This is a genomic window from Variovorax sp. DAIF25 (assembly GCF_050711835.1).
Classification (GTDB): domain Bacteria; phylum Pseudomonadota; class Gammaproteobacteria; order Burkholderiales; family Burkholderiaceae_C; genus Variovorax.
In genome coordinates this window covers 2,380,864-2,394,199 of sequence record NZ_CP136637.1, presented here as the reverse complement: position 1 = coordinate 2,394,199, position 13,336 = coordinate 2,380,864, and the positions used below count along the sequence as shown (strand labels likewise).

Genomic DNA, 13,336 nt, shown 5'->3' with positions numbered 1-13,336 from the left:
AGTCACGAAAGCTTCACAGTGACTGCGCACGACAACCATGAGAAGCCTCGACAACGCCACCGATCATTCGACGTGGACCCGACGCGACATCGAGACAGGGTCACCACCCGACCCCGGGACCTGCCCCTAGCTCAGGACCAGCACACCGGCGGGGAGCGACCGGGCGTTCAAGCCGAAGGAACGCTGCATCTGGAGCAATGCCAGATCGAGACGGTCGAGCCTGAAGGTCGCGGTGACCGTTTTCTCCCGCAGCGAATCCACCATCAGGACCACACGCCCGGGGCGGTAGCGATTGATCTCATCCAGCACCGCAGACAAGGGGACCTGCTTGAACACGAGTTCACCGCGCCGCCAGGCAGAAGCCACCTTGGGGTCGACGGTGGCGATGCCGCTGATCGAGTGATCGCGGTAGACCGCTTGCTGGCGTGCGAGCAGCAGGCGGTCGCCGGCCGGATGCTCGATGCGTACGCGCCCCGCCAGGCAGGTCACGCACACCCGTCCTTCCAGGCGGCTGATCTCGAAGCGAGCCGATTCGGCAATGCTGCGGCCGGCGCCAGCCACGACGCTGAAGTCGCGCGCACTGGCCAGCATCTCGATCGCCGCTTCGCCGTTCAGCAATTCCAGCCCCACGGTCTGGCCGTCCGAGGTCAGCCGGCGGACGCTGGTCCGGGTGTTCAAGGTCACGCCGACCTGATCGGACAACGCGATCGCACGCTGCTCGCCGGCGACCGTGCGCCAGTCCGCATTCCATTCATTGGCCGCGGGCCACAACCCCAAGGGCGAATAGACCGCCACCCCCGCGACACCAGCCACGGCTGCCGCTCCAGCCGCGCCCAGGAAGGCCCGGCGGCTCGCCTCGGGCGTGCGCAGGGTTTCGCGGTGAAGTTTCGCCGCTTCGGCGTCGGTGCGCACCAGACCGTTCAGCGCGGGTTGAAGCACTCGCCACTGCTGCCGGGCCTCGATGAACGCCGCTTGATGCAAGGGACTTGCGTCACGCCAGCGCCGGAACGCCTGTGCCTCCCATTGCGTCGCGGCGCCCGAATGCAACTTGCGCACCCAGGCGCGTGCGTCTTCGCGCAGGGTCTCGGGCAGCTTCAGTGGTTGAGGGTGCGTCGTCATGATGGTCTCAGGGGGCCCGTACCTTGTAGACGGTTGCGGACGCCGCAATCCTCAAACTGTTTCTTCGTGCCGTCATGAGAACCCGCCGGATTTCGGTTCCAGTCGTGAGAACAGAAAATCCTGCGCGGCTTTCAGTTCGTACTCGACGGTCCGTACGGGAATACCGAGCCGCTTGGCCACGTCCCGCTGGGACCAGCCCTCCAGCCGAACCAGCAGCAGGATTTCGCGGCGGCGCGGCGGCAAGCGCGACAGAAGGTCATCCAGCGCCTCCAGCTGCGAACGGGCTTCGGCCACCTCGGCGGGACCGGGCGCCGGGTCCGGCAGTTCATTCATCAGCGCCTCGATGTCGTCGGACAGCAAGACCTGGCTCTGCGCGCGCCGCACATCGATGGCCAGGTTGACCGCCATGCGCAGCAGGTACGCCTGGGGCGTGGCAATGGGCCCCGGAATGGACTGGCTGCGCTGCAGCTTCAGCCAAGTCTCGTGCAAGGCGTCTTCCGCCAGTTCGGCATTCCCCAGCCGCAGGGCCAAGCGTTGCTTGAGCTGATCGTAGCGTTGAACCAGGAAGCTGCGCAGCAGCGGGATGACGTTCTCCGTCATGCGTCAGTGCACCGTGGCACAGCGGGGTCCGGGCAATACGTCGTGCGGGAGGATGGCGAGCGTGAGCGGCAGAGCCAGGTCTGCTGGTGGTGGGCCGTCCATCTTCAGATTCGCCAATGCCGCGAGCATGGCCGCATCCCGCCCAGGATCTCCCGAAGACGAAACCAGGCTTGCCTGGCTGATGTGGCCCGACGCGGCCACCCGCAGTTGCAGGATCGAGCGGTAGTGGCCGGGGGCAGTGCGGAGATCGGCACACAATGCCTCCCAGACACGGGCCTGAACCAGGGCGTCGTACCGGCGTTGCGAACCGGCAGCCGATGCCACCACAGGCGCCCCTGCGACACGCTTCAGTATGAAGGCACCGGAAAGCTGGGTGTCCACGTCATGCGCAGTGCCTGTGCCGGCCAGCAAGATCCGCAAGGCTGCATGCGAGGTATAGCGCCCTCGCACCGGCGCGGAAGTTCGCCCGGCCACCCACTCGTCGATGAACATCACCGATCGCCCCGACACCGTGGCGTATTGCGCCAAGGCAGTCACCAATGGCTGCGCCGGCACATCGAAGTCCAGCATCTGCGATTCGGACGAAGCGCCAGTGGCGATATCCACCGACTGCGCGTCAGTGCCCGCGGCGACCGCCTTCGCTGTCGATAGCCAGGCGATGCAGACGCAAACTGCGGTACACGTCAGGCCAGAGGCAACGGCTCGCACGAGCCTGTCGTCCTTGCCCCGGCCAGAGCCCCGTACGACAACTCGCCCACAACCACCATGCACGCAAGCCGACAAGGAAGAAGAGGATCGTATCGGCAAGCTTGTGGACGGCATTTCAACTACTGCAAGGATCACATTCGCGAATGACGGTCTCGTGACCGCCGGCATGGCAGCCCCCTCACCCATGCGTCCACCGCGCATGCAGCCAGCGCGCGAATCCATCGAGCTGACACCCCAGCGCCCCGATCGGCACGATCCAGTTGATGCCGATGGCCAGCCGGATGCCCGTGAGCAGGTCTAGGGAGCGCAGTTCAGCGGCCGGGAAAGCCTCGCCTTTGCCGGCCCGAATAATAGGAATCGATCATTCCCTATATACTCACAGCCCATGTCCTCCTCCCCTTCGATCCAGGTCAACACCACGCGGGGCCGCGGCCGACCGCGCGAGTTCGACATGGACGAGGCGCTCGACAAGGCCGTGCTGGTCTTTCGCGAACGCGGCTACCACGGCACCTCGATCACCGACCTGACGGCCGCGATGGCGCTGACCTCGGGCAGCGTCTACAAGGCCTTCAAGGACAAGCGCGGCATCTTTCTCGCGGCCTTCGACCGCTACAAGGAGAGGCGCGATCCGCTGATCCGGGCCCAGGTCGAGCGCGGCGCCACGGGCCGCGAGCGGCTGTTCAACGTGCTCGGCTTCTTCGCGGGCTCGTCGCATGGCGTCGAGGGCGAGCGCGGCTGCCTGGTGGTCGGCACGGCCACCGAACTGGCCACGCTCGACGACGAGGTCGCGCAGCGCGTCAAGCGCTCGCTCGACCGGAACGAGGCGCTGCTCGAGGAGCTGATCCGGCAGGGCAAGGACGACGGCTCGATCGCCACCGCCCTCGACGACAGGACCGCCGCGCGCCTCGTGCTGTGCGTGCTCCAGGGCATGCGCGTGGTCGGCACCACGGGCCGCAGCAAGAAGGAGATGCTGGCGGTCGCCGAGGCCGCGATGCACATCTTCGACTGACCTTCGACCGATCTTTTTTTTGCCAATTTGGGACATGAACATTTCCTTATTTGGCACCCTCCTTTCTTCCACGCTCTCTCGCTCCCCATGACGACCTCCACGAACACGGCGACGCCACGCGCCACCGCCGCGCAACCCCATGCCTGGCTGGTGCCGCTGGTGGCCACGGCCTGCGGCCTGGCCGCGGCCAACCTCTACTACGCGCAGCCGCTGGCCGGACTGATCAGCGCCGCGCTCGGGCTGTCGCCCGCCGCCACCGGCCTGATCGTCACGCTGACGCAGCTCGGCTACGGGCTGGGCCTGCTGTTCATCGTCCCGCTCGGCGACCTGGTCGAGAACCGGCTGCTGGTGCTGGTCCTGCTGTGCATCGATGCGTTGTCGCTGCTGGCCGCGGGGCTGTCCACGCATCCGCTGCCCTTCCTGGCGGCGGCGCTGTTCATCGGGCTCGGCACCGTGGCGGTCCAGGTGCTGGTGCCCTACGTCACCCACCTGGTGCCCGAGGCCCGGCGCGGGCGTGCCGTCGGCAGCGTGATGAGCGGGCTGATGCTGGGCATCATGGGGGCGCGGCCGGCGGCGAGCTTCGTCGCGCAGCTGTCGTCATGGCACATGGTGTTCATGCTGTCCTCGGCGCTGATGCTGGTGCTGGCCCTGGTCCTCGCGCTGGCGCTGCCGACGCGCATGCCGTCGCACCGGCTGCGCTACGGCGAGTTGCTCGCATCGATGGTGCGGCTCGCGCGCACCACGCGGGTCCTGCAGCGGCGCGCGCTCTATCACGCCTTCCTGTTCGCGTCGTTCAGCCTGTTCTGGACCGTCACGCCGCTGCTGCTGGCGAGCAGCGCCTACGGGCTGTCGCAGGCCGAGATCGCCCTCTTCGCGCTGGTGGGCGTGGCGGGCGCCGTGGCCGCGCCCTTGGTCGGCCGTGCCGCCGACCGCGGCTGGAGCCGCGGCGCGACCATCGGCGCCATGCTCGCGGTGGCGGGCAGCTTCCTGCTGGCCCACTTCACCCATGGCGGATCGCCGCTGTCGCTGGGCCTGCTGGTGGTCGCGGCGGTGGTGCTGGACTTCGGCGTGGCGGCCAACATGACCCTGGGGCAGCGCGCGATCTTCGGCCTCGGTGCCGAACTCCGCTCGCGGCTCAACGGCCTCTATATGGCCACCTTCTTCCTCGGCGGTGCGGTGGGGTCGGCACTCGGTGCCTGGGCCTATGTGAAGGGCGGATGGCCGCTGGCGTCGTGGATCGGGTTCGCGTTGCCGGCGATGGCGCTGGCGTGGTTCGCGACGGAGTGAGCGCGACGGTCGAGGCCGTCACGCCCGAAGACCCGACAGCGCGATCAACGCCCCGACGAGGAAAGCGCACGCAGCCAGCGTTCGCGCTCTTCGTCTTCCAGCGCCAGCAAGCTCTCGGGTGAACCGCCGCCGCCGACGACCTGAAGGTCTTGCAGCTGCTTTTGCACCTCGGGCCTGGCCAGCACCTGGGCCACGGCTTGCTGCACGGTGCGATTGGACGCGGCATCCGAATTCGCCGGTGCCCAGAGGCTGAAGTGGTCGTACGTCGCGTAGCCGGCCAGGGGCGCGCTCGAGGCCAGCGTCGGCCACGGCACACCGTCGAAGCTTTGCGGGCGCGCCGGATCGGCGGTGGTGCCGAGCACGCGCAACTGGCCGCGCCGTACCGCGACCGCCACGCCGTTCACGGGCGCGAACAGCAGGTCCACCGCATGCGCCTTCGTGATGACGTCCGAGTCGGGGTACATGCCCTTGAAGACCACGCGTTGCACGTCGACGCCGCTCAGCGCGCGGAACTGGCCGAAGGCGAGGTGGCCGGTCCAGCCGTCTTCGCCCGTGCCGATGCGCAGGCTGCCGGGGTGGGCCCGCGCGTAGGCGAGCAGGTCGTCCGTGTCGTGAATGCCCAGCGTGTCGGCCTTCGTGCTGTCGATGGCCAGCACCAGAGGCTGCGACGCCAGCAGCGTGACGGGACGAAGGGCCTGCATCAGCGCATCGATCGGCGGGCCCTGGTGCACGCCCTCGATCCCTCCGCGCGGCAGCCTCAGCGCCGCGAGCAGGACCTTCTCGTTGCCGCCCTCCGTCATCAGCCGGCGGTAGTCGGCCTCGGTGGCTTGCGGCACGTGATCGACCTGCACGCCGCGTCCCAGCAGCCTGGGCAGGTGGCTCGCCAGCATCCCGGCATAGTGGCTGCTGCGGCCACCGGGTGGAAACGGCACGGTCACGTGCAACGTGGGCTGCGGCACGGCGGCCAGCCATTGCCCCGCCTCGTCGAGCAGGCCGTAGCGTATCTCCCATGCGCCGGCGGTGGACGCGTTGCGCACCAGGGCTTCGGTCACCCAATGGCGGCCCATGCGGTGGAACTGCCGGATGATCGGCCGCTCGTCCTGCCACCCGGGCGGCCGCCAGTCCTGGGGAAACGTGCCCGCGACGACGGCATAGCCATGACGGAACGCTCGCGCCTCCTGGAACTGCGGCGCGATCGCCCATTGGCCCTGCGCGTTCCGGTAGCCCCATCGGCCGGTGTCCGCATCCTTGGCCGGCCGCAGTGCGGCGTCGGTGTTGCCGCCGTGCAGCCGTTGCCAGCGGCACGCGCGCGGCGTGCTGGCGTTGCGCTGGCGATCGAGCCCGACGGCGGTGCACAGCCGGATGCGCCGCTGCGCCGTCGCGTCGGGCAGCCCGCCGAAGATGAACGGGATCACCATCCTGCCTCGCGCGTCGATGAGGCCCGAGCCGGTGGACCCGGGCGTCGGCATCTGCCGCTGGTAGTCCATCCATTGCGCTGTGGTGATGTCACGCGGCGGCGGCGGCGTGCGCCACTGCCCCGCGGCATCGCGCAAGCCGGGCTGTGCGTAGACCGTGTCCACCTGCAGGTCGGAAGCCGCTGGCCTGGATTCGTCGGGCATCAGGTAGGAAAGAGCGGCGGGGGACTCGATGGATGTCGTGTCCTTGCCATCGCAACGCACGGGCGGCACGGCCCACTGCCCTTGCGCATCGATGCGCCCGATGCCCACGGTGGTCCGTTGACCGCCGCCAGGCTTCTGCTCCACGAGCCACACCTTGAACGCGGGCTGGAGCGCGGTGCCGACGCCGATGATGCCGATGCTTTCCAGCCACGCCGTCTGCCAGCGGCCGTCGCAGAAGCTGCGCGCCGTCGGTGAAAGCAACAGCACGCGCCCGTCGAGGGCGTCGAACAGCGCGGGCGCGCGCTCGCTGTTCTTTCCCGGATTCAGGCTCAGCCAACGCACGCGTTCGATCAGGTCCGGAGCGATGCCGAGGGTGAACGTGAAGATGTCTTTCCAGGGCGGCGTTGATGCATCCACCGGCCGCAATTGCCAGGTCGGCTGCATCGGCACGGCGCCCGGATTGGCCTGCAGGTCCTGGTAGCTCGGCGGCGCTGCGTTGGCCGAGCCGAGGGCGATGCAAAGGCACAGGAGGACTGCGAAGAGAGGCAGGCGCTCGCGGTTGTACATCGCTTCATCCATGTCGCCGGTCCGGAGTGAATTCAGTCCATCGGAATCGTCGAAGCTTCAGGGCGATCAGGCCCAGTTCTCGATCGACAGACCTTCGACGCGGCTGAACTCGCGCTCGTTGTTGGTGACCAGGACCCACGCTTCGGCACGCGCATGGGCAGCGATCCAAAGATCGTTGTTGCCGATCGGCCGGCCCTTGCGCTCGAGATCGCTGCGTATTTCGCCATAGTGCTGCCCGACCGCCTCCGTCAGCGGCATGACCTGGATGACGCTTTGCAACTGCTGCAATGCGGCCAGGGCTTTCGAACGGGCCTGGCTTTTCTCTGCCCCATGCTGAAGCTCGCCGAGCGTGATGACCGACATGGCCAGCGCGTCGGCGGCCAGTTGCTCGAAACGAGCTCGCACCTTGGCCGGGTTGTGTTTGGCGATGTAGATGCAGATGTTGGTGTCGAGCAGATAGCGGATGGCCATTCAGAACCCGTCCCGTTCCTGAGGAGGAGCATCGCTGCGGCCATCCGCCATGAAATCTGCGGGCATTTCGGCGAGTGCGTCGAATATGGCGGCCGCGCTGGCCGGCAGTTCTCGCAGGACGACTTCGTTGCCTCGGCGAAAGATCTCCACCTCGTCGGAGGCGAATCGAAATTCCCTTGGCAGGCGGACCGCTTGGCTGTTGCCTGATTGGAAGACACGAGCATGGGCCATGGGGCCTCCTGTTGTATATACAAAAAGTATATACATTACACGCATCCAAGTCAACGATCCTGCGCAGCAACAGCCCCCTCACCATGCATCCACCGCGCATGCAGCCACCGCGCCAACCCATCGAGCAGATACCCCAGCGCCCCGATCAGCACGATCACCGCCATCAGCTCCGAATACGCGAGCCGGTCGCGCGTGTCGAGGATGAAGTACCCGAGCCCGGCCGACACACCGAGCATCTCCGCCGGCACCAGCACGATCCAGATGATGCCGATGGCCAGCCGCACGCCCGTGAGCAGGTGCGCAGTGATGCCCGGCAGGATCACGCGCAGCACGGTCTCGCGGCGCGTGGCCGACAGGCTGCGCGCGAGCGTGAGCCAGTGCGGGTCGAGTTGCGCGACGCCGGCCGCTGTGTTGAGCAGGATCGGCCACACGGCCGCGAAGGCCAGCAGGAAATACACCGGCAGGTCGCCCACGCCGAGCACCATCACGGCGATCGGCATCCACGACAGCGGCGAGATCATGCGCAGGAACTGGAACACCGGCGTGCTGGCCTGCGCGAAGCCGCGCCACAGCCCGGTGAGCACGCCCAGCGGCACGCCGAACACGATCGCCAGCGCCAGGCCGATGGCCACGCGCTGCAGGCTCAGCAGCGCGTGCTGCCAGATGTCGGGGCCAGAGACAAGGCGCACGAGCGCCAGCGCCGACGGTCCGGGCGCGAAGGCCGCGGCGATCGGCGTGCGCTGCGCGAGCCAGGCGCTGCCGGCCCACCACAGCACGAGCGCGAGCGCGAGGCCGGCCAGCGGCAGTCCGAGGCGGCGGCCCACGTCAGACCGCGATGGTCTCGCGCCGCTGGTAGTCCGGCGCCACGCCGAACACCTGCGGCCCGCCCACGGCCTCGATCGCCTTGCGCACGAAACGGTCGTCGACCAGGTCGCGCGCCACGAACTTCGGATCGAGCGCGCGCAGGAAAGCGTTCTCGCCCTCGACCCGGGTGCCCTGCACGGCGCGCACCAGCTGCTCGGTGTAGGAGGCGAAGGGATAGGGCTGGAAATCGATGCGCCGCTGGCTCCAGCCCTTGTGGCGCACCACGCCGCTGGCCTCGTAGCTCGCGTAGTCGGTGGCGGCCAGCACCTTGGCCAGGGTCTGCGGCGGATGCGGCGTGTAGCGCCGCTCGCCGGCATTCGACAGCAGCCGTGCCGCGTCGAGCCGGTTGTCGCGTGTCCACAGCTGCGCCTTGACGATCGCATGGGTCACGCGCTGCGCCCACTCGGGCTTCTCGGCGATGTCGCGCTCGGCCAGGAAGGTGACGCAGCAGGCATGGTCCTTCCACACGTCGCCCGAGAAGCGCAGCACCTTGCCGACACCCGCGATCTCGGCCGCCGCGTTGAAGGGCTCGGCCACGATGAAGCCCGCGATGGAGCGCGCGGCCAGCGCCGACACCATCTCGGCCGGCGCCAGCACCACGAGGTTGACCTCCTTCGGACCCACGCCGCCGCCGGCCCCCGCGCCCTTGGTGACGGCACTGAGACCCTCGGCGCGCAGCATGTCCTGCAGCAGCACGTTGTGGATCGAATACCAGAACGGCACCGCCACGGTCTTGCCGCCGAGGTCGGAGAGCCTGCCGATCTCGGGCAGCACGGTGAGCGCCGAGCCGTTGACGTGGTTCCAGGCCGCGATCTTGGCCGGGAACTTCGAGCCGTAGCGCACCCACAGCGTGGCCGGCGTGAGCAGGTGGATCACGTTGACCTGGCCCGCGACGAAGGCCTCGACGATCTGCGCCCACGAACGGAACATGCGCGGCGCCTCGGCACGCAGCCCTTCCTTGTCGAACAGCCCGCGCGCATGCGCGATCAAGAGCGGCGTGGCGTCGGTGATCGGCAAATAGCCGATCTTCACGGGCTGGTCGTCGCCCTTGAAGCCTTGCGCCATCGCGTCGCCGGCCGAGAGAAAGGGCGCCGCCACCGCCGCGCCGGCCAGGGCCGACAGCCGCAGCATGTCGCGCCGCGTGAGGCCGCAGTCGCAGGCGGACGAGGCGCAGACATGGGTGGCGCGCGGCGCGGCGCCATGGGCGGGATTCGGGTCGGTCATTCGACGGGCTTTCTTTCTGGCATGCCGGGTGGCGATTCGATGGAGGAATGACGGCGCGTGGCCTGCAGCGCGGCGAGGATGTCGAGCCGCAGCGCGGTGAAGGCGGCGCCATCGCTGCGCGGGCGCGGCATGTCGACGCGCCATTCGCGCACGATGCGGCCCGGCCGTTCGCCCATCAGCAGGATGCGGTCGCCGACGAGGATCGCCTCGTCGATGTCGTGCGTGACCAGCAGCGCGGCGGTGCGCCAGCGGTGCACCACATCGACCAGCAATTCCTGCATCTCGGTGCGGGTGATGGCGTCGAGCGCCGAGAAGGGTTCGTCGGCCAGCAGCAGCACCGGCTCGCGCGCGAGTGCCCGGGCCAGCGCCACGCGCTGTGCCATGCCGCCCGACAGCTGCGACGGATAGAGCCCGCCCTGCCCCGCGAGCCCTACGGCCGCGAGCGCGTCGTGCACGCGGCGCGCGCGCAGCTCGCGTTCGAGCTTCGGCTGGCGCGCGAAGTCGAGCCCGAAGCCCACGTTGCGCGCGGCGTCGAGCCATGGCAGCAGGCCCGGCTGCTGGAACACCAGCGCCGCGCGCGGATGCGGTGCGCTCGAGGCCTCGCCGAGAAAACGGATCTCGCCCTCGGCATGCCCGACGCCGGGCACCTCGAGCCGCGCGAGCTGGCGCAGCAAGGTGGACTTGCCACAGCCGCTGCCACCGAGCAGGCAGACGATCTCGCGCGGCGCCACCGCGAGCGACACGCCGCTGAACACCGGCCGCGCCGCATCGAAGCCGAAGGCCAGATCGCGTGCCTCGAGCACCGGGTGCGGCGCGTTCGCGGCCTCGTCGAGGCCGATCTCGGCAGCCAGGGCGCTCACGATGCGGACTGCGCCGCGCGGCGCGCGAGTTCGCCACGCAGTTGCACCACGCTCGGCGTCACGATCGGCACGAACGCCACCTCGCGCCAGTGCCGTGCCAGGCTCAGCGGCTGGTCGCGGTGGTAGCCGCGGCCGCCGCTGGCCTGCAGCTCGAGCTGCACCGCGGCCTGCGCGATGTCGGCCAGCGCGAGCCGGGCGCGGAACAGCGCCTCGGGCTGGGTGCGGAAGCGGCCATCGGCGATGCCCGCGTAGAGCCCATCGACCGTGGCATCGAGCGCCTGCCGCTGTTCGGCCAGCGGTGCGTCGAGCACCGCGCGACCGGCGCCGCCGATCTGCGCCGCGGTCGCGAGCGCGGCGCGCGCGAGCCCGATCGACAGCCCGCATTGCAGGCCGAGGAACTCGGGCCGCGCCGTGGGCAGGAAGCGGTTGGCATCGTCGTGGATCAGTTCGTCGGCCGCGAGGCGCGCGCCTTCGATGCGCAGCGAGGCGGTGTTGCTGCCGCGCAGCGCGATCAGGTCGAGGTCGGCGCTGCGTTCCACGCCCGCCTGCCCGCCCTGCAGCGCGGCCACGAGCGGCGCGCCGCCATCGGCACGCTGCACCACCACCGCGGCCACGAAGCCCTGCGGCCGCAGGTTGGTGCACCACGGCACGCTGCCGTCGAGCCGCCAGCCGGGCGCGCCCTCCTGCCGCGTGGCCGTGATCTGCAGCGCCTCGATGCCGCCGAGGAACTTCATGGCGTTCGACAGCCCCGAGGCACCGGCCAGCGAGCCGTCGAGCAGCGCGGGCAGCCAGCGCTCGCGCAACGCCTGGTTGGGCGACTGCAGCAGGTATTCGATGAAGACGCGCTGGCCCCAGAAGGTGAAGGCCGCCGCGAGCGAATGGCCGGCCACCGCGGCGATGGCCTCGATGGCATCGCGCACGTCGCCGCCCTGCCCGCCGATCGCGCGCGGCACGCCGAGCCCGAACAGCTGCGCGCCCGCGAGCCGCGGCAGCACCGCGTACGCCTGCGCGTTGTCGCTGTCGAGCGCCTCGGCCTGCGCGTCGAGCCAGTGCCGGTCGGCCTCAGCCAGCATGGGCGGGCGCTGCGTCGGCGCGCAGGTTCTCGGGCAGGTAGGGCTGCAGTTGCGGATTGACCGCGCTGCCGGCCAGGCTGTTGGCGAAGTTGCACAGCGTGGCCAGGCTCACGCCGAGCACCACCTCGAGCACCTGGCGCTCGGAGAAGCCCGCGCCGCGGAAAGCCGCGAGCGCCTCGTCGCTCACCTTGCCGCGGCTCGCGATCACGGCCTCGGTGAAGGCGCGCACCGCATCGAGCCGCGCCTCGCCCGTGGCCTCGCCGCGCTGCAGCGCCACCACCGACGAGGCCGGCAGCTTGGCCTGCTTGAGCGCCGCGGCCGAATGGCCGGCCACGCAGAAGTCGCAACCGTGGATGCGCGCGGCCGTGATCTGCAGCACCTCGCGCTCGGCCAGCGTGAGTTCGCCGCGCGCGGTGGTCTGGGCCACGCCGAGGTAGGTCTCGAGCGCCTGCGGCGAATTGGCGAGGATGCCGATCAGGTTCGGCAGGAAGCCGTTGTTGGCGGCGGCGCGCGCCACCAGCGCACGGCTGGCTTCGGGCGCGGAGGTCTCGGTGTGCAGGGTCAGGCGTGTCATGTCGGTGCGGCTCGTGGTGTGCGGAAACTGGCACCGATTCTTCACGGCGCGCCCGCGGGCATCAATGACCGGGCGTCTCGGATCTGTGCCGGTTCGTCTCGCCCGCGGTCACGCCGGCGGCCTCGCTGCGGTCGAGCCGGCGCGCGCGCTGCCAGGCGCCCGGCTGCTCGCCGATCACGCGCTTGAAGGTGCGCGAGAAGGCGGCATAGGAGTCATAGCCCACGGCCTCGGCGGCCTGCGCGATCGACTCGCCCTGCGTCAGCTTGCGCGCCGCGATCTGCATGCGCAGCAGCTGCAGGAACTGCAGCGGCGACTGGCCGCAGGCCTCGCCGAACTGGCGGAAGAAGGCCGCGCGCGAGAGGTGCACGCGCTGCGCCATGTCGGCCACGCTCCAGGGCCGCTCGGGCGACTGCAGCAGCGCCGCCAGCAAGGGCGCGAAGCCGCGCCGGCGCAGCAGGCCCCAGAAGCCGCGCGCGTTCGCGTCGCTGCGCGCCACGTGGCGCAGGCCATAGAAGAACAGCAGGCCGGCCAGCCGGTCCATCAGCACCGAGGGCTCGGTGCCGGCGCGCAGCGCCTCGCTGCGCATCAGGTCGAACAGGGTCGCGGCCGAGGCCATCGCGAGATCGTCGGCGCGCAGCACCAGGCAATCGGGAAAGGACTGCGCGACCAGGTCGCGCAGCGGCCCGTCGAACGAGAAGAAGCCGCAGGCCAATGCCGTTTCGCCAAGCGCGGGGCTGGCCGACAGCGGCTGCATCGCGCGCGGCGCGCAGTCGATGCCGGGGTCGGCATAGGGCGAGAGGAAATGCGGCACGTCGCGCATCAGGAACACGCCGTCGCGCGGCGACAGCGCCACCGATTCGAGCCCCGGCCGGTGCAGCCAGCAGCGGCCCTCGAGGATCAGGTGGAAGCTCGCGCGCGCACGGCCCGCCGTCGAGGCGCGCCAGCGGCCGCAGTACTGGCCCACGTGGAACAGCGTGGCGTTCCACTCGAGGCTGCCGAGCAGCCAGTCGGCCACCCGGTCGGCCTGGGCATCGAACCCGGCATCGGCCGACGGGCTGGCTGCGTCGGGAATGACGGTGAGGGAAGGCATGGGCCCGCCAGTGTGGCCGAGGCCGCGCGCGGCGCCAAAG

General features: G+C 69.9%; 14 protein-coding genes. 2 read left to right on the top strand and 12 right to left on the bottom strand.

Annotated elements, in window-relative coordinates; all coding sequences use genetic code 11:
- Positions 1–126 precede the first annotated feature (126 nt).
- From R0232_RS45425 to R0232_RS45415, 3 genes are all read right to left on the bottom strand, one after another.
- A complete protein-coding gene (locus tag R0232_RS45425) occupies positions 127–1,119 on the bottom strand; it encodes a FecR family protein (RefSeq protein ID WP_431513734.1) in 993 nt (330 codons plus the stop codon).
- 72 nt (positions 1,120–1,191) lie between these two features.
- On the bottom strand, positions 1,192–1,719 hold the full coding sequence (locus R0232_RS45420; RefSeq protein WP_431513733.1) for an RNA polymerase sigma factor: 528 nt from the start codon (positions 1,717–1,719) through the stop codon (positions 1,192–1,194).
- 3 nt (positions 1,720–1,722) lie between these two features.
- Complete coding sequence (locus R0232_RS45415) at positions 1,723–2,325, bottom strand: STN domain-containing protein (protein WP_431513732.1); 603 nt, start codon at positions 2,323–2,325, stop codon at positions 1,723–1,725.
- Between the two features lie 487 nt (positions 2,326–2,812).
- Between R0232_RS45415 and R0232_RS45410 the strand changes: the two genes are divergently transcribed.
- Both R0232_RS45410 and R0232_RS45405 read left to right on the top strand, forming a co-directional pair.
- Entirely contained in the window at positions 2,813–3,436 is a 624-nt protein-coding gene (locus R0232_RS45410) for a TetR/AcrR family transcriptional regulator (RefSeq protein ID WP_296783774.1), read from the top strand.
- A gap of 87 nt (positions 3,437–3,523) precedes the next feature.
- The gene (locus R0232_RS45405; RefSeq protein WP_431513731.1) at positions 3,524–4,723 is read left to right on the top strand and encodes an MFS transporter; all 1,200 of its coding nucleotides are present in this window, start codon (positions 3,524–3,526) and stop codon (positions 4,721–4,723) included.
- A 44-nt stretch (positions 4,724–4,767) separates the two neighbouring features.
- Here R0232_RS45405 and R0232_RS45400 read toward each other — a convergent pair whose 3' ends face one another.
- The 9 genes from R0232_RS45400 to R0232_RS45360 form a co-directional block, all read right to left on the bottom strand.
- Positions 4,768–6,921, bottom strand: a complete 2,154-nt coding sequence (locus R0232_RS45400) for a tripartite tricarboxylate transporter substrate-binding protein (protein WP_431513730.1) — start codon at positions 6,919–6,921, stop codon at positions 4,768–4,770.
- A 54-nt stretch (positions 6,922–6,975) separates the two neighbouring features.
- Positions 6,976–7,380, bottom strand: coding sequence for a type II toxin-antitoxin system tRNA(fMet)-specific endonuclease VapC (gene vapC, locus R0232_RS45395; protein WP_431513729.1), 405 nt, complete (start codon positions 7,378–7,380; stop codon positions 6,976–6,978).
- On the bottom strand, positions 7,381–7,611 hold the full coding sequence (locus R0232_RS45390) for an antitoxin (RefSeq protein WP_431513728.1): 231 nt from the start codon (positions 7,609–7,611) through the stop codon (positions 7,381–7,383).
- Positions 7,612–7,661: 50 nt separating this feature from the next.
- Complete coding sequence (locus R0232_RS45385; protein ID WP_431513727.1) at positions 7,662–8,435, bottom strand: ABC transporter permease; 774 nt, start codon at positions 8,433–8,435, stop codon at positions 7,662–7,664.
- Position 8,436: 1 nt separating this feature from the next.
- On the bottom strand, positions 8,437–9,699 hold the full coding sequence (locus R0232_RS45380) for an ABC transporter substrate-binding protein (RefSeq protein WP_431513726.1): 1,263 nt from the start codon (positions 9,697–9,699) through the stop codon (positions 8,437–8,439).
- Entirely contained in the window at positions 9,696–10,559 is an 864-nt protein-coding gene (locus R0232_RS45375) for an ABC transporter ATP-binding protein (RefSeq protein ID WP_431513725.1), read from the bottom strand. The genes R0232_RS45380 and R0232_RS45375 overlap by 4 nt, the downstream gene beginning before the upstream one ends.
- The gene (locus tag R0232_RS45370) at positions 10,556–11,632 is read right to left on the bottom strand and encodes an acyl-CoA dehydrogenase family protein (RefSeq protein WP_431513724.1); all 1,077 of its coding nucleotides are present in this window, start codon (positions 11,630–11,632) and stop codon (positions 10,556–10,558) included. The genes R0232_RS45375 and R0232_RS45370 overlap by 4 nt, the downstream gene beginning before the upstream one ends.
- The gene (locus R0232_RS45365; RefSeq protein WP_398500710.1) at positions 11,622–12,206 is read right to left on the bottom strand and encodes a carboxymuconolactone decarboxylase family protein; all 585 of its coding nucleotides are present in this window, start codon (positions 12,204–12,206) and stop codon (positions 11,622–11,624) included. Before R0232_RS45365 ends, R0232_RS45370 begins: the two co-directional genes overlap by 11 nt.
- Positions 12,207–12,267: 61 nt before the next feature.
- On the bottom strand, positions 12,268–13,296 hold the full coding sequence (locus R0232_RS45360; protein ID WP_431513723.1) for a cupin domain-containing protein: 1,029 nt from the start codon (positions 13,294–13,296) through the stop codon (positions 12,268–12,270).
- Positions 13,297–13,336 lie beyond the last annotated feature (40 nt).